The organism is Novosphingobium sp. SG720, from assembly GCF_012275365.1.
GTDB lineage: Bacteria > Pseudomonadota > Alphaproteobacteria > Sphingomonadales > Sphingomonadaceae > Novosphingobium > Novosphingobium rhizosphaerae.
In genome coordinates, this window is the sequence record NZ_JAAZQN010000004.1 from 285,931 (window position 1) to 307,102 (window position 21,172).

General features: G+C 64.9%; 24 protein-coding genes. 15 read left to right on the top strand and 9 right to left on the bottom strand.

All coding sequences use genetic code 11. The features are described from left to right. Positions 1-9: 9 nt before the first annotated feature. Entirely contained in the window at positions 10-450 is a 441-nt protein-coding gene (locus FHW94_RS16050; RefSeq protein WP_168556832.1) for an organic hydroperoxide resistance protein, read from the bottom strand. Positions 451-691: 241 nt separating this feature from the next. Between FHW94_RS16050 and FHW94_RS16055 the strand changes: the two genes are divergently transcribed. Both FHW94_RS16055 and FHW94_RS16060 read left to right on the top strand, forming a co-directional pair. Then, a complete protein-coding gene (locus FHW94_RS16055) occupies positions 692-1,102 on the top strand; it encodes a MarR family transcriptional regulator (protein WP_246866208.1) in 411 nt (136 codons plus the stop codon). 191 nt (positions 1,103-1,293) lie between these two features. After that, on the top strand, positions 1,294-1,818 hold the full coding sequence (locus FHW94_RS16060) for a hypothetical protein (RefSeq protein WP_168556834.1): 525 nt from the start codon (positions 1,294-1,296) through the stop codon (positions 1,816-1,818). A 277-nt stretch (positions 1,819-2,095) separates the two neighbouring features. Here the strand turns inward: FHW94_RS16060 and FHW94_RS16065 are convergent, their stop codons facing one another. Both FHW94_RS16065 and FHW94_RS16070 read right to left on the bottom strand, forming a co-directional pair. Beyond that, positions 2,096-3,520 carry an aldehyde dehydrogenase family protein gene (locus FHW94_RS16065; RefSeq protein WP_168556835.1) on the bottom strand — a complete coding sequence of 475 codons (1,425 nt, stop codon included), beginning with the start codon at positions 3,518-3,520 and terminating at the stop codon, positions 2,096-2,098. A 137-nt stretch (positions 3,521-3,657) separates the two neighbouring features. Then, positions 3,658-3,807: a lmo0937 family membrane protein gene (locus tag FHW94_RS16070; protein WP_168556836.1), complete on the bottom strand. Its 150-nt coding sequence runs from the start codon at positions 3,805-3,807 to the stop codon at positions 3,658-3,660. A gap of 239 nt (positions 3,808-4,046) precedes the next feature. On the opposite strand from FHW94_RS16070, the gene FHW94_RS16075 reads away from it, so the two are divergent. After that, positions 4,047-6,302: a bifunctional diguanylate cyclase/phosphodiesterase gene (locus FHW94_RS16075; RefSeq protein WP_349237535.1), complete on the top strand. Its 2,256-nt coding sequence runs from the start codon at positions 4,047-4,049 to the stop codon at positions 6,300-6,302. 139 nt (positions 6,303-6,441) lie between these two features. Continuing rightward, positions 6,442-7,008: a hypothetical protein gene (locus FHW94_RS16080; protein WP_168556837.1), complete on the top strand. Its 567-nt coding sequence runs from the start codon at positions 6,442-6,444 to the stop codon at positions 7,006-7,008. Positions 7,009-7,090: 82 nt separating this feature from the next. Here the strand turns inward: FHW94_RS16080 and FHW94_RS16085 are convergent, their stop codons facing one another. From FHW94_RS16085 to map, 4 genes are all read right to left on the bottom strand, one after another. After that, the gene (locus FHW94_RS16085) at positions 7,091-7,609 is read right to left on the bottom strand and encodes a CHAP domain-containing protein (RefSeq protein ID WP_168556838.1); all 519 of its coding nucleotides are present in this window, start codon (positions 7,607-7,609) and stop codon (positions 7,091-7,093) included. A 206-nt stretch (positions 7,610-7,815) separates the two neighbouring features. Then, positions 7,816-9,225, bottom strand: a complete 1,410-nt coding sequence (glnA, locus tag FHW94_RS16090; protein WP_168556839.1) for a type I glutamate--ammonia ligase — start codon at positions 9,223-9,225, stop codon at positions 7,816-7,818. A gap of 154 nt (positions 9,226-9,379) precedes the next feature. Continuing rightward, on the bottom strand, positions 9,380-9,718 hold the full coding sequence (locus FHW94_RS16095) for a P-II family nitrogen regulator (RefSeq protein ID WP_110761627.1): 339 nt from the start codon (positions 9,716-9,718) through the stop codon (positions 9,380-9,382). Between the two features lie 401 nt (positions 9,719-10,119). Beyond that, entirely contained in the window at positions 10,120-10,950 is an 831-nt protein-coding gene (gene map / locus FHW94_RS16100; RefSeq protein WP_168556840.1) for a type I methionyl aminopeptidase, read from the bottom strand. A gap of 368 nt (positions 10,951-11,318) precedes the next feature. On the opposite strand from map, the gene FHW94_RS16105 reads away from it, so the two are divergent. Then, positions 11,319-11,720 carry a hypothetical protein gene (locus FHW94_RS16105; RefSeq protein WP_168556841.1) on the top strand — a complete coding sequence of 134 codons (402 nt, stop codon included), beginning with the start codon at positions 11,319-11,321 and terminating at the stop codon, positions 11,718-11,720. A 147-nt stretch (positions 11,721-11,867) separates the two neighbouring features. On the opposite strand, the gene FHW94_RS16110 is transcribed toward FHW94_RS16105, so the two are convergent. Continuing rightward, entirely contained in the window at positions 11,868-12,713 is an 846-nt protein-coding gene (locus tag FHW94_RS16110; RefSeq protein ID WP_246866181.1) for a DUF3298 and DUF4163 domain-containing protein, read from the bottom strand. A 56-nt stretch (positions 12,714-12,769) separates the two neighbouring features. Between FHW94_RS16110 and FHW94_RS16115 the strand changes: the two genes are divergently transcribed. The 3 genes from FHW94_RS16115 to argC all read left to right on the top strand — a co-directional run bounded on the left by FHW94_RS16115 (position 12,770) and on the right by argC (position 15,581). Beyond that, a complete protein-coding gene (locus tag FHW94_RS16115) occupies positions 12,770-14,164 on the top strand; it encodes a leucyl aminopeptidase family protein (protein WP_168556842.1) in 1,395 nt (464 codons plus the stop codon). Positions 14,165-14,262: 98 nt separating this feature from the next. After that, entirely contained in the window at positions 14,263-14,643 is a 381-nt protein-coding gene (locus FHW94_RS16120) for an SH3 domain-containing protein (protein WP_168556843.1), read from the top strand. Continuing rightward, complete coding sequence (gene argC / locus FHW94_RS16125; RefSeq protein WP_168556844.1) at positions 14,640-15,581, top strand: N-acetyl-gamma-glutamyl-phosphate reductase; 942 nt, start codon at positions 14,640-14,642, stop codon at positions 15,579-15,581. Before FHW94_RS16120 ends, argC begins: the two co-directional genes overlap by 4 nt. A gap of 73 nt (positions 15,582-15,654) precedes the next feature. On the opposite strand, the gene FHW94_RS16130 is transcribed toward argC, so the two are convergent. Next, a complete protein-coding gene (locus FHW94_RS16130; protein WP_168556845.1) occupies positions 15,655-15,960 on the bottom strand; it encodes a 2Fe-2S iron-sulfur cluster-binding protein in 306 nt (101 codons plus the stop codon). A 112-nt stretch (positions 15,961-16,072) separates the two neighbouring features. Here FHW94_RS16130 and FHW94_RS16135 point away from each other — a divergent pair, with 112 nt between their 5' ends. From FHW94_RS16135 to FHW94_RS16165, 7 genes are all read left to right on the top strand, one after another. Then, positions 16,073-16,690, top strand: a complete 618-nt coding sequence (locus tag FHW94_RS16135) for a DNA-3-methyladenine glycosylase 2 family protein (protein WP_168556846.1) — start codon at positions 16,073-16,075, stop codon at positions 16,688-16,690. Next, complete coding sequence (locus FHW94_RS16140) at positions 16,687-17,478, top strand: SDR family oxidoreductase (protein WP_168556847.1); 792 nt, start codon at positions 16,687-16,689, stop codon at positions 17,476-17,478. Before FHW94_RS16135 ends, FHW94_RS16140 begins: the two co-directional genes overlap by 4 nt. A gap of 25 nt (positions 17,479-17,503) precedes the next feature. Then, positions 17,504-18,145 (top strand): heme ABC exporter ATP-binding protein CcmA, encoded by a 642-nt coding sequence (gene ccmA, locus FHW94_RS16145; protein WP_168556848.1) that lies wholly within the window; start codon positions 17,504-17,506, stop codon positions 18,143-18,145. Further along, a complete protein-coding gene (gene ccmB, locus FHW94_RS16150; RefSeq protein WP_168556849.1) occupies positions 18,142-18,804 on the top strand; it encodes a heme exporter protein CcmB in 663 nt (220 codons plus the stop codon). The genes ccmA and ccmB overlap by 4 nt, the downstream gene beginning before the upstream one ends. Before the next feature lie 78 nt (positions 18,805-18,882). Continuing rightward, positions 18,883-19,881: a cysteine synthase A gene (locus FHW94_RS16155; protein ID WP_168556850.1), complete on the top strand. Its 999-nt coding sequence runs from the start codon at positions 18,883-18,885 to the stop codon at positions 19,879-19,881. Between the two features lie 29 nt (positions 19,882-19,910). Beyond that, positions 19,911-20,249: a hypothetical protein gene (locus FHW94_RS16160; protein ID WP_246866182.1), complete on the top strand. Its 339-nt coding sequence runs from the start codon at positions 19,911-19,913 to the stop codon at positions 20,247-20,249. Between the two features lie 418 nt (positions 20,250-20,667). Continuing rightward, a complete protein-coding gene (locus FHW94_RS16165) occupies positions 20,668-21,168 on the top strand; it encodes a division/cell wall cluster transcriptional repressor MraZ (RefSeq protein WP_168556852.1) in 501 nt (166 codons plus the stop codon). The last annotated feature ends 4 nt before the right edge of the window (positions 21,169-21,172 follow it).

Here is a 21,172-nt window from a genome sequence, read left to right on the forward strand (position 1 = left end):
CCGGGATCGTCACGCGACGCTGATCGTCACGTCGATGTTGCCGCGCGTGGCGTGGCTGTAGGGGCAGATTTCATCGGCCTTGGCCACCAGCGCTTCGGCGGCGGCGCGATCCACGCCCGGCAGGTTCACGGTGAGTGTCACGGCCAGGCCAAAGCCGCCATCCGCACGCGCGCCGATGCCCACGGCCGAATCCACCACGATGTCGTTGGGCACGCGGGGCAGGGCCTTGTCCTGCGCCGCGGCAAACTTCATCGCGCCGATGAAGCACGCGGCATAACCGGCGGCAAAGAGCTGCTCGGGATTGTTGCCCGCGCCGTTGCCACCCAGTTCCTTGGGCGTGGCCAGCGTGACTTCCAGGCCATTGTTGACGCCATCTTCGGCAATCGTGGCGCGGCCATCGCGGCCACCGGTGGCCTTGGCATGGGCGGTGTAGAGCGGCTTGATCGACATGAGGGATGTCCTTTCCTGGGTTTAAGTCGAAAGCGATTAGATCGTGTGCGATCTAATTAGGCGAGTCGCGCTCAAAGGTCAAGCCCTTGCGATTGGATCGTGTGCGATTTATCTTGGAGCCATGGAAAACCAGACGCCCGATCCGATCGAACCCACGCTCTCTGGCCCGCAAGCCGCCGCGCTGCTTGCTGCGCGCGGGCAAGCCGTGGCGCCGGGCGTGCCGGGCCAGCCCTTTGCCAACATGCTGTGCTTTTCGGTCTATGCCGCGCAACTGGCGTTCAACCGGCTCTACAAGCAATTGCTGGCGCCGCACGGGCTGACTTATCTGCAATACCTGGTGCTGGTGGCGCTGGCCCAGGCGCAAGACCGCACGGTGGGCGAACTGGGCGAGGTCCTGTTCCTCGAATCCAACACGCTGACCCCCTTGCTCAAGCGGATGGAAGCCGCCGGCCTCGTCGTGCGCCGGCGCGACACCCAGGACGAGCGCGTGGTGCGCGTGGCCCTGGCTCCGGCCGGGGCCAAAGTGGTGGGGGAAGTGGAATGCGTACCGCTCGACGTGCTCTCGGCGCTCGACATGCCGATGGGCGATTTGCAGCAGATGAAGGCCGCGATGGATCGCTTGGGTGCGGAATTGCGGAAGACGCCAGGCTGACGTAAAAGGGTTTCATTACCAGCGCCGGGCCATGGGCGCGGGGACGGGGGCCCGTCTTTAATCGCGCAAATCTTTTCCACACGAAGCCACGAAGATACAAAGATGCAGTACCTTGCCGCTTAGTGTTTTCGTGGCTTCGTATGAACACAACCGTGTCTGCCTACGACTGCTGCGCATAAGGCCTGACCATAATGCAGAATGTTGGCTCGCGCCCAATTGCGGACAGTGAGTTTGTGATGCATCTTTCGAACATGGGTGACGCTGAGCCGGAATTTGACACGCTGATTCCAGAACTAAAGGACTGGAATAATGGCGCAGGCATTGGAGCCGAGGATTGGATTGGGTGCGTAGGAAACACAGAGCTTGCTATTGGCTACAGCCTGATTTTTTGGCCAAGATTTGCCCGTTTTAGAAATTACATCGTCCGCGATGGCCTTGCAAACGCAGCCTATATCGATGGCTGGGAGGAGCAATGTGGAGGTGATCGGAGCGCAGTAGAGCGCGTGGTAAATCACCTTCATATCGTTGATCTTCATGCCTATGGAACAAGCGGAACAGAGGCCCAAATTCGGTATCTGGGGCGAACCTTGAGGCATATTCATGAGATTAAACTGAGATCAGAATTTTCGAATGCGCGTTTTGAAGTTTACTTCAACGACGAACCAGGTCTCGATTTGCAGGATTACCAGCTTACGTTCTGGCAGATCGACGGATAAGTGAACGACCGCTACCCACCACTTTAGTCCATTCCTTCGTTATTCCCGCGCAGGTGGGATTCCTGTTTTGAGTGACATCACCCCGGATGTCTGTCCCTCTCGCGTGGTGGCCACAGGATTCCGCCTTGGCGGGGACGACGGAGTTGGAGGTGACCAAGGCAACTTCCCACCACAATCCGCTATCGCCATTTGCGCCAAGCCCCCACCCGACGCGCCCAAAACGCAAAGGCCGCCCTCCAGCGGAGAAGCGGCCTTGCGGTTTGCAGCGTTGCCGAAATCAGGCCGGCAAGCCGCTGATCGCTTTCATTTCCATGAAGTCCTTCAGGCCATAGAGACCGCCTTCCCGGCCATTGCCCGATTGCTTGTAGCCACCGAACGGGGCGCCGGGGGTGGGGCCCCAGTTGTTGATGGCCACCATGCCGGCGCGCAGTGCGGGGACCACTTCGGCGGCCTTGGCCGGATCGCCGGTGATGCAGGCGGACAGGCCATAGCTGGTGTCGTTGGCGATCTCGATGGCTTCGTCCAGGCTGTCATAGGGGATGATCGTTGCGACCGGGCCGAAGATCTCTTCCTGGGCGATGCGCATCTGCGGCGTAACGTTGGAAAACAGCGTCGGCGCAATGTAATAGCCACGGTTGACTTCGGCCGGCAGGTCGGGCCCGCCGCATTCCAGCGTGGCGCCTTCGTCGATCGCGGACTGGATCAACCCGCGAATCTTCTCGTGCTGCGCCTTGTTGACCACCGGGCCCAGGTGCCCGCCTTCTTCCAGCGGATTGCCCACTTTGGCGGCCGTGTACATCGCCTTGACGAAGGCCGCGGCTTCGGCCTGGCGCTCGCGCGGCACGAGGATGCGCGTGGGAGAGATGCAGCTTTGCCCCGAATTGACCAGCGGGCCCGAAGCCGTGGCCGGCAGTTGCGTGGCGAAATCGGCATCGGGCAGGACGAGGTTGGGCGATTTGCCGCCCAGTTCCTGGTGCACGCGCTTTACCGTGTCGGCAGCGGCCTTGGCCACCATGATGCCGGCGCGGGTGGAGCCCGTGAAGCTGACCATGTCGATATCGGGGTGGCTGCTGATTGCCGTGCCAACACCCGGGCCATCGCCCTGGACCAGGTTGAACACACCGGCCGGAACGCCGGCGGCGTCCATCACTTCGGCCAGGATCGCGGCACAGGTGGGGCATTCTTCCGAAGGTTTAAGCACCATGGTGTTGCCTGCTGCCAGCGCCGGCGCCACCTTGAGCGCGATCTGGTTGAGCGGCCAGTTCCACGGCGTGATCAGCCCGACCACGCCAATCGGCTCATAGGCCACCTCGAACGCGCCATTGTCTTCGACAAACTGGAAGTTCTTGAGCGCGGCGATCGTGCCCATGAAGCCGCCGATCCCGGCGCCCACCTGGGCCGTGCCGGCAAAGCTGACGGGCGCCCCCATTTCTTCGGCCATGGCGCGGGCCAGATCGGGAATACGCTTCTTGTATTCCTCAACGATGCGGGTCAGCAGCGCGAGGCGTTCGTCGCGCGTGGTGCGACTGAAAGTCTTGAACGCCCGGCGAGCGGCTTGCACGGCGGCATCCACGTCTGCGGCAGTGCCCAGAGTGATCGCGGCGCATGGCTCTTCCGTGGCGGGGTTGATCACCTCGTGGCGGCGGCCGCCCTGGCTATTGACCCACTGGCCATCGATATAATGCTGAAGGCGTTCGCGCATCGCGCTTCTCCGATCAAAAGTTAGTTTGGCTAACTTTTAGGGATGCGCTTGGCGGATGGCAAGGCCGGTTGCCATATGCAACCTGCCCAAGGTTTCACGCCGTGCACCATCGGTTCGAAAGTGCACGGCGCGCTAGATCAGACGGTTCGGCGGCCGGTGAACAGCTGCACCAGGCCCACGATGATCGCCAGGACCAGCAGGATGTGGATGACGCCGGCGGTCACCTTGAAGGCGAAAACACCCAGCGCCCAAAGCACGAGCAGGACAAGGGCAATGGTCAACAGCATGGCAGGCTCCTGGAACGGGGGCGCCCCGCTTTTTTTGGGAGCAGTGGCGCGGATTGGCATCCTTATGACGATGGAAACTGCGCAGGATGGCCATGGTTCCCGAAGCCTCGCCAGCGGCTTAACCGCAGATTTTGGGCGGTTAACGGTTATCCGCTAACCATTTATTGGGAATATTCCTCCACATTTTTCGAAGAGTTTGGCGCGCGCCGCGCCGATCCCAGGGCCGGGGGAAGCGAAGGGTGAGCGAGGAACAGCGCACGGGCTGGATTGTCGGTGCCACCTTCGCGGCACTATTGGCGCTGTCCGCCGCACTGATGGCCGCGTTCAACCACTCGGTCCATGTGGCCGATGCCTTTACCCGCAAGGACGAGCGCGAGATGGTCGATCGCTATCTCGAAGGGCGCGTGCGCACGGTGATCATCGGGCAGACCGGTCAACTGGTGTGGGATGAAACCATGCGCCACGCGGTGGCCCGGACCGATACCAACTGGATGGATCGCGAACTCGGCATGTTCCCCTGGACCAACCAGGGCGCGCAGGAAACCATGCTGGTGGAGCCCGATGGCACGCTGGTGCGAGGCTGGCGGCAGGGCCATTATGATCCGGCCTATCCCTATGGCCCACTGCGCTGGCAGGTGGAGGCCGCGCTCGACCTGGCGCGCAGCAACCGCCGGATTTCGGGCGCCATGGCGCGGTTCGAACGGCGGGGCGGTACACTGTGGCCGGTGGACCGGCGCGGAGCGCCGCTCACGCGCTGGGCGTCTTCGCTGATCTGGCGGGGCGGCCGGCCCATGCTGTTGACGGTGGCGGCAATCGTGCCCGATCGTGATTATGCCCTGCTCAAGGCCGAGCCGCGCTATCTGGTATCGCTGCGGGTGATGGATTCGCAGGTGCTGCGGGCGCTGGGCGCGGATCTGCTGCTGCCCGACTTCCGCTTCGTCAGCCGCGCGCCGCGCGATCCGGCGCTCAACATCCTGGCACGCAAAAGCGCCGATGGCAGGCCGGTGGGCTATTTCGTGTGGACGGCGCAATTGCCCGGCCCGGCGATCTGGCAGGCCGCGGCGCCCTTGCTGGCCACCTGGATCTTCCTGTTCCTGGCCGTGCTGGCGGGCGGCGTCATGATCGTGCGCCGCATGCGCGATACCACCCGCCATCTCCAGGCGAGCGAGGCCCAAGCGCAATACAACGCGCTGCACGATCCGATGTCGGGCCTGGCCAATCGCCTGTACTTTGCCGAACGCCTGCGCGGGGAACTGGACATCGTTATCGCCCAACGCGCGCAGGGCGGCCAGGGTGACGTGTTCGTCGCCTATATCGATCTCGACGCGTTCAAGACGGTGAACGACACGATGGGCCACCACGTGGGGGACGAACTGGTGACCCAGGTGGCGCAGCGCCTGCGCGACGGGCTGTTGCGGACCGACCTGATCGCGCGCTTTGGCGGCGACGAATTCGTGGTCATGCGCCGCACCACAGGCGGGCTGGGCGCGGCGAACGCCCTGGGGCGGCAAGTGGTGGGACTGATGGCCGAACCGTTCATCATTTCGGGCCATAGCCTGGGCGTCACGTGCTCGTGCGGGATCAGTTGGGGACCGGGGCAGACCGAAGACGCCGACGAACTGCTGCGCCGCGCCGACATTTCCCTCTACCGCGCCAAGCAGGGCGGCCGGGCGCGCTATCGCTGCTACACCAACGGCATGGAAGCGACGGAGCGCCTGGCGCGCGAGCTGGAGCTGGAGCTGCGCCGCGCCATTGCCGCCGACGAACTGGAAGCCCACTTCCAGCCGATCGTGGACCTTTCGACCTGGCAGATCGAGGGGTTCGAAGCCTTGCTGCGCTGGCCGCACCCGCAGCGTGGCGATATCGGCCCGGGCGTGTTCGTGCCGATTGCCGAGCAATGCGGGCTGATGGTGCCGCTGGGCACATGGATGTTGCGCCGCGTGTTCACCCAGTGCCGCAACTGGCCGGCGTGCGACCTGTCGATCAACCTTTCGCCGATCCAGATCATGGCCCACGGCTTTGTCGAGACGATCCAGTCGCTGGTGGAGGAAACCGGCATTTCGCCACGCCGGGTCATCCTGGAAGTGACCGAAGGCGTGATGCTCGATCGCAGCGACAACGTGGCGCAATCGCTGCGCACGCTGCAGGGCATGGGCTTTCGCATCGCGCTCGACGATTTCGGGATCGGCTATTCCTCGCTCAGCTACCTCCGCTCGTTCCAGTTCGACCGCATCAAGATCGACCGCTCGTTCGTGCAGAACATCGAGGCGGACCATGACGCCCAATCGATCCTGGGCGCGATCGTCGCGCTGGGGCAGACGCTGCGCATGAAAGTGGTGGCCGAAGGCGTGGAAACCGAACTCCAGCGCCGCCTGGTCCACGCGGCCGGGTGCGAGCTTGTCCAAGGGCACTTGTTCTGGCCGGCACTGCCTGCAGACCAGGCCTGCGCCCTGCTGACCCGCAATGCGGCCGATCGCATGCGGCAGGTGATCTGAGGCTGGGCGCAAGGGCGGGCGCCAGGCCTCAGGCTCGACCCGCAGACAAGGCCGAAGCGCGGACCATGGCCGGGAAAAGCATGTTGAGTTCGTGAAAGACCAGAACTAGCTTTTTGCGGGACGTATTTGCGGGGACGCCATGCAGCCTGGTCCAAAAGTATGTCTTGCGGCATTTTGCCTCTTTGCTGGTGGGGCGTCTCATGCCGAGCCGGCGTTGCCCAGTCAGGCATGGTTCTACTCAACCAAAACCCTCGAAGATGAAGGCGGGACGCCCGAGCGTTGGTGCTCGTTCGTGACAAAGCGCACCGCAGAGACTGCTGCCAACAGCGAACGCTTTGGGGCGGTCGAGTCAGGGTGGTTGCAGTATCGTGAGAATGCCGTCGCCAGACTTGTGATAACCTCGCAAAGCGAAGACGCCTATGTTGAAGACGATTACAAGTTCGGACCTGGCCTTCGTTTGCAAGAGGTCACCAGGACGGGGCACTATTATAAGGAACCGCTAATGGCGGTAACCTTCAGGCCGAACTCCCAAGGCCTTTTAACGATGACGGCCGCATCGCGGTTAAAAGTAAAGGCTTCGAAATTTGAGACTTATTTTTTTGATTGGCCAATCTATCAACGATTTTCGGCCATTCCTTTTGCAAGCCTGATTTCCATGAAGCCACGCGTCAGCGTGGTGGAAACCTGCAAAGCAGTGCGCCGCTGACTCTGGGCTGTCGAGCACACCATGCAGCAACAAAAAACCGCCCGAAATCGGGCGGCTTGTTGCTTCGACGTTGGGAAAGAGATCAGCCCTGTGCCTTAACCAGCGTCAAGTCGATCGAAGCGGTCTGGGTGGCTGGGGCGGTCTGGGTGTCGACGCCGCCGTGGGGATAGATGAAGCCGAAGGCGGGGGAGGGGCGCAGGCCGAGCGACTGGGTCGGGCCATACCACACGCGCACTTCCGACCAATCGCCGGCGTCGGAAACGTCCACCGCCATCACGCCGCGTTCGACCATGCCAGGGCGCGACCAGTTGGCGTGGTTGATCATCACGTGGCGGGCGTCGACCACCTTGCTCACCACCGCGACGTGGCCGTAGGGCATCGAACGCGAGGCGCGGAAGGCCAGCACGGCGCCGGCCTTGGGGGCCTGGCCACGGGCATAGGTGCCGGCGGCGTTGCCCCACCAATCGCGCGCATTGCCCGAAAGCTGCACCTCGGAAACCTGGCGGGCATAAGTCACGCACTGGAGCCGGGCGTGGGCCACGTTCGGCAGTGCAGCAAGCGAAGCGAAAGCGGCCAGAGCGGTGAGTGCGGTGCGAAGCATGGCGCTCACCTTAAGGATTTGCCCGGATTCGAGAACCCGCGGTTCCCACGGTTCACCGCTGCGGCTGAACCGTTTATCCTGCATTCATCTCGCCTGTGGACAACTTTTGCGATGCAGCATGCCGGCCAACGAAAAACGCCCGGACCGCTTGGGTCCGGGCGTCGTTCTGTGCACCTGCTGCGCGAGGCGGCCGGGCGGCGCGTGGCTTACGCGCTGTAGTACATGTCGAATTCGACGGCCGAAGGCGTGGTTTCCCAACGGTACACTTCGGGCCACTTCAGTTCGATGTAGCTTTCGATCTGGTCCTTGGTGAACACGCCGCCATCGAGCAGGAATTCGTGGTCAGCGGCCAGCGAGTCCAGCGCTTCGCGCAGCGAACCGCAGACGGTCGGCACGGCGGCGAGTTCGGCCGGCGGCAGATCGTAGAGGTTCTTGTCCATGGCTTCGCCCGGGTGGATCTTGTTCTTGATCCCGTCGAGACCGGCCATCAGCAGCGCGGCATAGGCGAGGTAGGGGTTGGCCATCGCGTCGGGGAAGCGGAATTCCACGCGCTTGGCCTTGGTGCCGGCACCATAGGGGATGCGGCACGAAGCCGAACGGTTGCGGGCCGAATAGGCCAGCAGCACGGGGGCTTCATAGCCCGGCACCAGGCGCTTGTAGCTGTTGGTGGTTGGATTGGTGAAGGCGTTGAGCGCCTTGGCGTGCTTGATCACGCCGCCGATGAAGTAGAGGCACATGTCCGACAGGCCGGCATAGCCGTTGCCGGCGAACAGGGGCTTGCCCGAATCCCAGATCGAGATGTGGGTGTGCATGCCCGAGCCGTTGTCCTTCATGATCGGCTTGGGCATGAACGTGGCCGTCTTGCCATAGGCCTGCGCGACCTGATGCACGACGTACTTGTAGATCTGCATGCGGTCGGCGGTCTGCACCAGGGTGCCGAAGGTCAGACCCAGTTCGTGCTGCGCCGAGGCCACTTCGTGGTGGTGCTTGTCGCAGGGCAGGCCCATTTCGAGCATGGTCGAAACCATTTCGCCACGGATGTCGACGCAGCTGTCGACCGGGGCGACGGGGAAGTAGCCACCCTTGGCGCGCGGACGGTGCGCCAGGTTGCCGGCTTCGTAGTCCTTATTCGAGTTGGTCGGCAGCTCGATGTCGTCGATCTTGAAGCCGTTGCCATCGTAGCCGTCATAGAACTTGACGTCGTCGAACAGGAAGAATTCGGCTTCCGGGCCGACATAGACGGTGTCGCCGATGCCGGTCGACTTGAGGAACGCTTCGGCGCGCTTGGCGGTCGAGCGCGGATCGCGGGCATAGAGTTCGCCGGTCGACGGTTCGACGATGTCGCAGTTGATGATCAGCATCGGCGTGGCCGAGAACGGATCGACGAACACCGAGTCGAGGTCGGGCTTGAGGATCATGTCCGACTCGTTGATGGCCTTCCAGCCTTCGATCGACGAGCCGTCGAACATCAAGCCGTCTTCCAGTTCGTCTTCGCCCAGGACCGACGACACCATGGTGAGGTGCTGCCACTTGCCCTTGGGGTCGGTGAAGCGGAGATCAACCCACTCGATTTCCTCTTCCTTGATACGGGCGAGGATGTCCTTTGCACTTGCCATCGCTGGTCCTTCTGTTTGCCCGCCAGATATGTGCGGCGGGCGTCAGGGGTGGTTGGATAAGGAGGCCGCCCGTCCCAAGGCCACCCCCGCTAACGCGCCGCACGTCCAGCCGTCCTTCCACGGAAGGAAAGGCCGGGCCCGCGGCGAAATTCAATCAGATCGCGTCGTTGTCGCGTTCGCCGGTGCGGATGCGCAGCGCGCTTTCGATGGGGATCACGAAGATCTTGCCATCGCCGATGCGGCCGGTCTGCGCGGCGGCGGCCACGGCTTCCACCACGCGTTCCACCAGCGCGTCGCCCACCACCACCTCAAGCTTCACCTTGGGCAGGAAATCGACAACATATTCGGCGCCGCGATAAAGCTCGGTATGGCCCTTCTGTCGGCCGAAACCCTTCGCCTCGGTGACGGTGATGCCCGAAACGCCGATTTCGTGCAGCGCTTCCTTCACTTCGTCGAGCTTGAAGGGTTTGATGATCGCTTCGATCTTCTTCACCGGTTCCTGACCCCTGCACCTGAATGCCGCGCTGCACCACGGGTATGTGGGCAGCCGCACGTTCCTTGTGTCCGCAGCGCCGATCCTAACAAGAATCGTGCCACTGTTAAGCACCTTGCCCTAGGCCATTGCTGCCTTGTGCGAAAGCGGGAAATGCACAGGGAAAGTAAGAAAGCAACCCAACCTTGCATGAAATCATGCGGGTTGTTGCGCAAATGCGACTTAAAAATGCTTAAATAAAAGGCAGGCGCTGCCTCTTTTTTAGGCAGCGCACTTGTTGTGCGGCACCGGCCCACGCCCCCACCCGACCTCCCAACGATAGTACCCTATGGGAGGTCGGGTGGGGGCGTGGGCCGGTGCCGAACCCAAAATTCGCCGAGGGCGAATTTTGGAACAGACGCTCACCCCGCGTAGGGCGGCTTGTGCAGGCCCTTGGGGCTGGCGGTAAAGATTTCGCAGCCGTCCTCGGTAATGCCGATGGAATGTTCGAACTGCGCGGACAGCGACCGGTCGCGTGTCACCGCCGTCCAGCCATCATCCAGGATCTTCACCGCCGGCTTGCCCAGGTTGATCATCGGCTCGATGGTGAAGAACATGCCGGGCTTGAGCACCGGTCCGGTCCCCGCGCGCGCGGCGTGGACCACTTCGGGCGCATCGTGGAACAGGCGGCCCAGGCCATGGCCGCAGAAATCGCGCACCACGCCATAGCGCTGCTTTTCGGCATGGGCCTGGATCGCGGCGCCGATGTCGCCCAGCCGCGCGCCGGGCTTGGCCTGCTCGATGCCGATCATCAGGCATTCATAGGTCACGTCGACCAGGCGGCGCGCCTTGAGCGGCACATCGCCCACCAGATACATCCGGCTGGTATCGCCGTGCCAGCCATCGAGCAGCGGCGTCACGTCGATATTGACGATGTCACCATCCTTGAACGTCTTGTCCGAGGGGATGCCGTGGCACACCACATGGTTGATCGAGATGCAGCAGGAATGGGCATAGCCGCGATAGCCGAGCGTTGCCGGCACGGCGCCGGCGTCCAGCGTCATCTGGCGAACCACATCGTCGATCGCGGCGGTGGTCACCCCCGGCTGCACCAGCGGCGCCAGGGCATCGAGGATCTCGGCGGCGAGGCGCCCGGCCTTGCGCATGCCCTCGAACCCGGCGGGGCCATGCAGCTTGATCGTTCCGTCGCGCAGGACGGTTTCGGTGTCGTCAACGGTCACATAGTCGGTCATCGCGCCTAGATAGCGCGGGCGGGGCGAAATTGCGAGGTGGGATCGAAGGGGGTGGCGGCTGCTTTTGGTGCGAAGCTGCGTCCGTCACACCCAACTTCGTCATTCCCGCGCAGGCGGGAATCCAGTGGCTGCCGCATGATAATCAGGGCTACCCGGTTTTTGACGACGCCCAGAAATCTGGATTCCCCCCTTGCGCAGGAATAATCAAGGGGCGGGTTGAGAGTGGCGGGAAGCGGACGTTCCGGTCTTGCTCTGCCAACTAGACCAAGCGTACCACTCGTCCTTTGGCTGGCGTGGTGAAAAAGTAGGGAATGCTTGACGCGAGGTAGCGCCGCGCCGGATAGTGCGAAGGACCAAGGGGAGCAGCAATGGAAGCCGATTTTGCCAAGCGTATGGCCTCAATGTCTGATGTCGACCTTGTGCGCATTGCGGCGGATGTTTCGAATGAGGGTTTTGAGCCAGCAGCAGTTGCTGCAGCGGAGATGGAAATCGCGCGTAGGGCAATACCCGAACACGAGATCGAGCAGGCAATTGATGACTACAACGACCATCTTGTCGGAGAGGGTGACAGGGAGTTTCGGCCGCTTAGCGCCGGTGGATGGATCCTGGCGGTGGTATTCGGTCCAATTCTTGCGTTGAGTGTAGGTATGGCGATTGCGCTTCGCATTCAAGGTTATCGACGGATGAGCAATCAAGTGTTTGCCTCCATCGGCCTATCCTACCTTCTGATTTTCGTGGTCGTCGTCGCCAGTGATATTTTCGGCTTCTGATATAAATTCGTATATGTCACCAGCCATAGCCATGTTCTCCAAATAAAGTATTATTATTTACCATGTTGGTGTGCCTCTGCGTGCCAATAAATTAACGGGAGCCATGGAGAAAAAGTAAAAGCTGCCGCGTGAAGAAGACCACGTCACCTATTCCGCAGCAAAAGCCCCGCGCCATTCGGGCTTTACGGCCGCCAGCACCGCCGGGGTGACCGGCAGCGTCACTTCATAGCTGCCTTCGGCATAAGGCCCGGCTTCATAAGGCGCGATGAGGAAGCCGATGCGATCGAAGCCCTTGTGCCGCAGCGATCCCAGGATGACCGTCTGCGCCAGGGGATCGATGCATTCGTCAAAGCCGCTGGCGCTGCCCAGGCTGGCGTTGCCGCCGCGCTTCTTGGCGCGCTGCGCGTCGAGCGCCTTGCAGAAATCCGCGCGGATCGCTTTGGCCAGCGCCGCGGGCGAGGTGAACAGGTCGAGCGGCTGGCGCTGCTGGCCGGCCGCCTTGTCCCACAGGATCGCGGCATAGCCATAGTTGGGATGGGCGCCGCCGCTGTCGTTGCCGACCAGGCTCGACAGGCTCAGCCAGCCGGGCAGGTCGGTCACCACCTGCCATTCCTGCCAGTGGGTATAGGGATGGAACGGGTATTTGTCGCGCGCGGCTTCCTTCTGTCCCTGCGCGGCATCGTGCAGCAAAGTGGCGCGGGTCTTGGCTTCGTCTGCGGCGAGCTGGGCGCGGAGCGCCGGCAGGGCATCGGCGGCAGCGGGCCAGGAATAGGAAAATTCGTAAGCGTCGGTGCTTTCCTTCACGCCATGCCCGGTGGTGGACGATTGCGTGGCTTGTGCACTGGCATGGCTGCCGGTGGCCGTTGTGGTTGCCGAAGCGGCGGTGGCGGCGGTGCTGGTCGGGCCGGGCGGCGGCGGCGCCTGGCGGTTGCAGGCGGCCAGCGTGGCCAGGGCCAGCAGCGCGAGGGGGCGGGCAGGGGGCATAACGGGCATTGCGGGGCAAATTCCTCTCGATCTTGGCGCCAACCTGGGCCAAGGTCTGCGCCAAGATGACCGACAAGAACGCGTTGATCCAGCCCGATCGCGACCAAGCCGCGATTGCCCTGCACATTGTCGACAAGGCAGGCTTGCCCGAATGGTTGCGTGGCCGCAGCGGCCAGGCGCGCGCGCTGCTGGCCGCGCAAGGCTTTGAAGGCAACGCCGGCGAGGTGGCGGTGGTACCCGATGGCGCAGGCGACGGCTGGACGGCCGTGGCCGGCGTGGCCGACCGCACCAGCCTTGGCACCTGGTGCCTGGCCCGTGCGGCCGAGCGGCTGCCGGCAGGCACCTATCGCCTGGCCGGCGGCGTCGATGGCACCCGCGCGTTGCATGGCTGGATCACGGCGCAGTACCGTTTCGATCGCTATCGCAGCGAAGCGGGAGAGCCCGGCCCGCGCGTGCTGTTGACCGGCGCGGTGCGCGCGCTGCCGCTGATCCTGGCCGAGGCTGCCGCTGTCGCCATGGTACGCGACCTGGTCAACACGCCGGCGGAAGACATGGGCCCGGCGCAGATCGAGGCCGAGGCCCGTGCCCTGGCCAAGGCGCACCATGCCACGATCCACGTGGTGAGCGGCGATGCGCTGGAACGCGACTATCCGATGGTCCACGCGGTGGGCCGGGCGGCGGCGCGCAGCCATGCCCCGCGCCTGATCGAGCTGGAATGGGGCGATCCCCATGCCCCGCGCGTGGCCGTGGTGGGCAAGGGCGTGTGCTTTGATTCCGGCGGGCTGGATATCAAGCCGGCCTCGGGCATGGCCTTGATGAAAAAGGACATGGGCGGCGCGGCCCACGCCCTGGCGCTGGCGGCGCTGATCATGGGCCAGAACTTGCCCGTGCGGCTGCACCTGCTGATCCCGGCAGTGGAAAACGCCATTGCCGGCAATGCCTTCCGCCCTGGGGACATTTTGCGCACGCGCCTGGGGCTGAGCGTGGAAGTGACCAACACCGATGCCGAAGGGCGCCTGGTACTGGGCGATGCGCTGACCCGCGCGAGCGAGGCAAAGCCCGATCTGGTGATCGATTTCGCCACCCTGACCGGCGCGGCGCGCGTGGCGCTGGGTCCCGATCTGCCCGCGATGTTCGCGCGGCAGGAGGAAACCGGGCGTGCGGTGCAGGCCGCCGGCAATGCCTGCGACGATCCGTGCTGGCCGCTGCCGCTGCACGATGCCTATCGCGAATGGCTGAAATCCGACGTGGCCGATCTGCAGAATGCCCCCAGCAACGGCTTTGCCGGCGCCAGCGTGGCGGCGCTGTTCCTCGATCGCTTTGTGGGCAAGGGCATCGACTGGCTGCATTTCGATACTTTTGCCTGGCGGCCGGTGGCCAAGCCTGGCCGGCCCAAGGGTGGCGAGGCGCTGGGGCTGCGCGCGGCTTGGGGGCTGTTGCAGGCACGCTATCGGGCCTGACCCGCGCCACGCGCTGCAAAGGGCGGATTTGGGGAAAACTTGAATCGCGGGGCAAGGGCGGCTAAGCGCGCGCCTTTGCGAATGTCCGGGAACCCGTCTTGTCTGCCGAATCCGATCTTGCCCTTGTCGTTTCCCCGGCCGTAGCGCCCGAGGGAGAACTGGCCTTGTCCGGCCCTTCGGCGAAGGTCGATCCGTTGCGACTGCCCGTGCGCGGTGACCTGGCGCATATTCGCCTGGCAGGGCGCGTGTTCGTGCCGCACTATGCGGTGCCCATGCCCCATCGCCTGAAGGCGCCCGCCCCGCTGCGTAGCGCGGGCCGCGCCGATGCAGACGTGCTGGCAGACCTGCCGGCGGGCGAATTCTTTGCCGTAATCGACATGGCCGGCGGCTGGGCCTGGGGCCAGGCTTCGGATGAAGGCGGGCGGGTCGGCTATGTCGCGCTGGCCGCGCTGGAGCCGACCGGGGAGCAGGACGCATGACCACGCAGGTCTTCATCGATGGCGCGGCCGGCACCACCGGCCTGGAAATTGCCGAGCGGCTGGCGGGCCGGCCCGAATTTGCGCTGATCACGCTGGACGAGGCGCGCCGCAAGGATGATGCGGCGCGTGGCGAAGCGATCAACGCGGCGGACGTGGTGATCCTGTGCCTGCCCGACGATGCCGCGCGCGCCGCCGTGGCGATGATCGGCAATGATACCACCCGCGTGATCGATGCCTCCACCGCACACCGCGTGGCCGATGGCTGGACCTATGGCCTGCCCGAAGTCATCGGGCGCGACGCGGTGGCCAATGCCCGCCGCGTGGCCAACCCGGGCTGCTATCCCACCGGTTTCATCGCGCTGCTGGCGCCGCTGGTGCGCGCCGGCCTGTTGCCCGCCGACTGGCCCTATGTGGTGCATGCCGTCTCGGGCTATTCGGGCGGCGGCAAGGCGCTGATCGCCCGGTTCGAGGACGATACCGACATTGCCTGGCGTGGCTATGGCCTGGCCTTCGGGCACAAGCATGTGCCGGAAATGACCGCTTATGCCGGGCTTTCGGTCGCGCCGCTGTTCAGCCCCGCCGTGGTGCCCGCGCTGCGCGGTATGGTGGTGGAAGTGCCGCTTTCATTGGAAGCCATGCGCCGGACATTTTCGGGCACCGGTTCGGCCCAGGCGATGTTCGAGGCGCTAGCTGCGTTCTATGCCGGCGGCCCGATCGTGAGCGTCACGCAAGGGGCGCCCAAGGAAGGCGAGTTCCTGATGCGCCGCAGCGCGCAGGCTTGGGATGGCCTGGCCCTGAGCGTCATCGGCAGCAAGGATGGCACCCAGGCGCGTCTCGTCGCGCGGCTGGACAATCTGGGCAAGGGTGCCAGCGGCGCTGCGGTGCAGACGCTCAACCTGATGGCTGGCCTTCCGGAAACGGCGGGGCTTTCGCTCTAAAAACCTGACCAACAAAAAACGCGCCAGGGTCAGGCCCCGGCGCGTTTTTTCATGCCCACAGGCGCGGAAGCGATCAGTCTTCCGGTGCGATCGTGACCTTGAGACCATCGACCACCGGCAGCTGGCACGACAGGCGCGAAGCCGGGGTGCGGTGGTCCGAGCTGTCGAGCAGGTCGTTTTCGTCTTCGCTCATCGTCGGCAGGGCCGCAGCGCCGTCGTCGACATAGACATGGCAGGTGGCGCATGAGCAGCACCCGCCGCACAGCGCCAGCAGCTCGTCAAAGCCGTTGTCGCGAATGGCTTCCATCACGGTAAGGCCGGTGCCGACCTCGATGGTCTTTTCCTCACCCGCACGATCTACGACAACCAGCTTCGGCATTGTCAAAAGCTCCTCATGGGGGGCGGGATTCGCATCGATCTCTGTTCGCCCTTCGTCCCGGCTGCTAATGCCCCCCAAATATATTGGCAAGTGCGAAGGGATGAGGCGCCCGATGGGACTTTCGGCAGAAGCGATAAGGGCCGGGCTCGATCACCTGGCCGTGCAGAACCCGGCTTTCGCCGATGCTTTGGCCAAAGTGGGCTATCCCGAGCCACGCCTGCGCGAGACCGGCTACCGCACGCTGCTGCGCACCATCGTGGGCCAGCAAGTGAGCGTGGCCGCCGCCGCTTCGGTCTGGACGCGGATGGAAGCGCTGCTGGGCGAAGCGATTCCGCCTGCCGACCTGCTGGCCGCGGATTTCGACGCGCTGCGCGGCTGTGGCCTGTCGCGGCAGAAGCAGGGCTATGCCCGGTCGCTGTGCGAGCTGGTGGTTTCTGGCGAACTGGACCTGGCCGCGCTGCCGGAGGACGACGAGGCCGCGATTGCCGAACTGGTGCGGATCAAGGGCATCGGGCGCTGGTCTGCCGAAATCTATCTGCTGTTTGCCGAGGGGCGGCCCGATATCTGGCCGGCCGGCGACCTGGCCGTGCAGGTTGGCCTGGGCAAGCTGCTGGGCTTGCCCGAACGGCCGAGCGAGAAGGAAACGCGGGCCCTGGCCGAGCCCTGGCGCCCGCATCGCGGCGCGCTGGCGCTGTTTACCTGGCACTGCTATTCCAATCCCGCGCTGTGACCGGCACGATCTTCATCACCGGTGGCGCATCGGGCATTGGCCGCGCCATCGCGCAACGTTTTGCTGCCGAGGGCTGGTTCGTGGCGCTGGCCGACGTGGACGCGGCCGGCATGGCGCAGACCGGCGCGCTGCTTCCCGCCGGGCGCTGGTCGGCCCATCGGCTCGATGTGCGCGACGCAGCCGGGTGGGACGCGGCGCTGGCCGAGGCTGCGCAGGCCGGAGGCGGCGCGATCCACGTGGTCGCCAACAATGCCGGGGTGCCACTGGGCGGGCCGCTCGCGCAGTGCAGCGTGGCCGAAATCGAGCAGGTGATCGCGATCAACCTGACCGGCGCGACCCTGGGCGCACGCGCGGCCTACCCCTGGTTGCAGGCCGCGGCGGCGAAGGGTGGGGCGCCGGCCTGCCTGCTCAACACGGCCAGCGCGGCGGCGCTTTATGGCACGCCGGGCACGTCGGTCTATGCGGCTACCAAGGCGGGCGTGCGGGCCTTGACCGAAGCGCTCGACGCCGAATGGGCCGGGGCCGGCATTGCCGTGCGCAGCCTGATGCCCGGCTTCATCGCCACGCCGCTGATCGAGCAGGCACCCAATGCGGCAACGCCGGGCACGATCCGCGACGTCGTCACGCGCCAGCGGCTGGAGATCGGCCGCGCCGAAGACGTGGCGCAGGCGGCGTGGCAGGCGGTACATGGCCAACGGCTGCACACGCTGGTCGGCCCCACGGCACGGCGCCTGGCCTTTGCGGCCCGCGGGCTGCCCGGCGCGCTGCGCCGCCGGTTGCAGCGATGAGGCGCGGCGGCTAGAGCCCGATGGGATGACCGCACCCCATCTTGCCGCCCATGACATTGCCTGCCGGCGCGGCGACCGCGTGCTGTTTCGCGGGGTGGGCTTTGCCCTGGGGCCAGGCGACGCGCTGCATCTGGCCGGGGCCAATGGCATCGGCAAATCCAGCCTGATCCGCATCCTGGCGGGCCTGATGCGGCCCTTTGCCGGCACCGTGGAGCGCCAGGGCGCGGTGGCCCTGGTGGATGAGCGGCTGGCGCTCGACGGGCATCTGCCGTTGGGCCGTGCGCTGGCTTTCTGGCACAGGATCGACGGCACGGCACCCGATGCGGACGATCCGTTTGGCCTGGCCGATCTTGCCGACGTGCCAGTGCGTTACCTGTCTACCGGGCAAAAGAAGCGCGCGGCGCTGGCGCGACTGGCGGCGGCCCAGTCGCTGGCGCGACTGGCGGCGGCCCAGGCGCCGATCTGGCTGCTGGACGAGCCGCTCAATGGCCTCGACACGGCCTGGGCTGCCCAGGCGCAGGCGGCGATCGAGGCGCACCGCGCCGGTGGCGGGCTGGTGGTGATTGCCTCGCACCAGCCGCTGGCGCTTGCGGGCGTGAAGACCCTGGCCATGGCCGATCACGTGCCGCTGCCCCATGGGGATGACGCGGAAGGGGATTGGGCATGATCGCGCGCCTCTGGCCGATCTTTCGGCGCGACCTGGCGCTGCTCCTGCGCGGTGCACAGGGGCGGGGCGGGGCGGCGCTGCCCTTGTTGTTCTTCCTGGCGGTGGCGATGCTCTATCCCTTTGCCGTGGGGCCCGATGCCCGCCTGCTGGGCCGCACCGGCGCCGGGGTGATCTGGGTGGCGGCATTGCTGGCGGCGATCCTGCCGCTCGACCGGCTGGTGGAGCCGGATGTGGAAGCCGGGTTGTTCGACCAATGGGCCCTGCGTGGCCTTTCGGAAGAAGCGCTGCTGCTGGTGCGCATCGTGGCGCATTGGATCAGCTTTGGCGTGCCGTTGCTGCTGGCCACGCCGATCGCGGCGGGGTTGCTATCGCTCGATGCGGGGCAACTGGCCACGGTGGAATGGGGCCTGCTGCTAGGCACGCCGGGTTTGGCCGCCATCGGCGTGACGATCGCGGCGCTGACGGCCGGGCTGCGCGCGGGCGCGGCGCTGGGCGGGTTGCTGGCCATCCCGTTGACCGTGCCCTTGCTGATCTTCGGCGCCGGCTCGTTGCAGCCGGGCGGGGAAGGCGGCTTGGGCCTGCTGGCCGCGTGCAGCCTGGTGGCGCTGGCGGTGGCGCCCTTTGCCGGTGCGGCGGCGATCCGCGCCGGCCGTGAATAGATCGGCGCGCGAATAGCTTTCGAGTGCCCAAGCGCAATTGGGTTGCCGATTGCGTCGGGGCACCTTAACTCGCTTGCCATGACTGCTCCCGCGATCGTTCCCGACAGCCTCTCCCTCATCGGCAACACCCCGCTTGTGCGCCTGGCTGGGCCCAGCGCAGCGGCCGGCGCCGAAATCTATGGCAAGTGCGAATTTGCCAATCCCGGTGCCTCGGTCAAGGACCGCGCCGCGCTGTGGATCGTGCGCGATGCCGAAGAGCGCGGCGTGTTGCAGCCCGGCGGCACCATCGTCGAAGGCACGGCCGGCAACACCGGCATCGGCCTGGCCCTTGTGGCCAATGCGCTGGGCTACAAAAGCGTGATCGTGATGCCCGAGACGCAATCGCGCGAAAAGATGGACACGCTGCGCGCGCTGCGGGCAGAACTGGTGCTGGTGCCGGCGGCGCCCTTTTCCAATCCCAATCACTTCGTCCACACCTCGCGCCGCATTGCCGAGGAAACCGAAGGGGCGATCTGGGCCAACCAGTTCGACAACATCGCCAATCGCCGCGCCCATATCGAAAGCACCGCGCCCGAAATCTGGGCGCAGATGGATGGCCGCATCGATGGCTTCATTTGTGCGGCGGGCACCGGCGGCACGATCGCCGGCACGGGCATGGGCCTCAAGGCGTTCGACGAGAAAGTCACCATCGGCCTGGCCGATCCGCATGGCGCCGCGCTCTACAGCTATTACGCCCATGGCGAGTTGAAGGCCGAAGGGTCTTCGGTGGCCGAAGGCATCGGCCAGGGGCGTATCACCGCCAACCTGGAAGGCGCGCCGATCGATACCCAGTTCCGCATTTCCGACGAGGAAGGGCTTTATTGGGTGGAGCGCCTGCTGGCCGAGGAAGGGCTGTGCCTGGGCCTGTCGAGCGGGATCAACGTGGCCGGCGCCGTGGCGCTGGCCAAGCAGATCGGCCCCGGCGCACGGGTGGCCACGATCCTGTGCGACACGGGCTTCCGCTACCTCTCCTCGCTCTACAACCCCGAATGGCTGCGCGCCAAGGGTCTGCCCATCTTCCCGTGGCTTGAGCAATAAGCTATAGCTGCGCGATGGCGCTGTTCGGCTTGCAACGCGAACGCAAGGTCTCCCCGTTCGGGGCGCCGCCTTCTGCGCCCATCGTGCCGGTCCACCACGTGCCGCTTTCGCCACGTGAACTGCGTGCCCAGGCGGTCTATCGCCTGCAAGTGGGACTGTTTGGCCTGGGGGCCATCATCCTGCTGATCAGCCTGGCCAACGTGGTGATGGAGCGTGTGACGCTGGCCAATCGCGCCGCTGCGCTCGATCCCACGGTGGAAGCCAGCGCCACGGCCGCCAACGATCCCTTGGTCGATATGGGCGTCGCGCCGGAATTGCCGGTTGGCGCCGCGCCGCCCCAGCAAAGCCCCAGCCCGCAACAGCACTGATCGCGCCCGTTGGCTGCGCCGCGCGCGGCCAGGCGTGATGCGTTCGCGCGATTCTCCCGCTTCGGGGAAAATGCGGGACAGTGCGTCCGCGATTCCCGGTTCGCCACGGGAAAGCACGGGAAAAAGCACCTCCAAAATGACCCTGATTCGGAAACCGACGGGATTCCAACGGTTTTTGCAGGAAACATTTCATGAACACATCTTTGGTTAAAGGCAAAAAACCATAAAAAACCTCAATTGAATCAAGTTTTGACCGTTCTTTCCCGCAATTTCCCCTTTTCGCCCGGATGCTCCCGCGATAGCATGGCGCCATCGGGACAAACTTTCATGTCGCATCCGTGGGGGATGGTTCGGCTGGTGTGCGCACATCGGCCGTAGACGGGAAGCTTTTGTCCGGCGGGCAAGGTGGTGACGGGACGTGGCGGGAGCACCGTCAAACTACTGGGGGCAAGGCTTCTCTCCGCGTGGCGAGAAGAACCGCTTCGTGCTGCCCGCAGACTTCCGCGCCACCGTCAAGGACGCTTCCCAGGGCCAGCGCCTGCTTTGCCTCGATCGCCACCACAAATTCCCCTGCCTCACCGGTTTCGGGCTGTCTCGCGTCGAAACCTTTCCCGCCCGCATCGCCCGGGAAGAGGAAATGGCTTTCAAGCGGGGCGAGGATTTCGATCCCGATACCCGTGCCGCCCAGCTTTATGGTTTCCTGCGTGCCAGCTTTGACGAATCCGGTCGTTTCATCCTGCCCGATCACCTCGGGGAGCAGGCCCGCGTGAGCGACGCGCTCTATTTCCACGGCGGCGGCGAATTCTTCACCATCTGGGCGCCTGAAGTGCTGTTTGAAATGGACAGCGGCTGGGACAGCGCCAAGGCGACGTGCCGTGCGCTGCTGGCCGAAGCGGCGCAGAAGGGGAAGCGCAAGTGAGCGA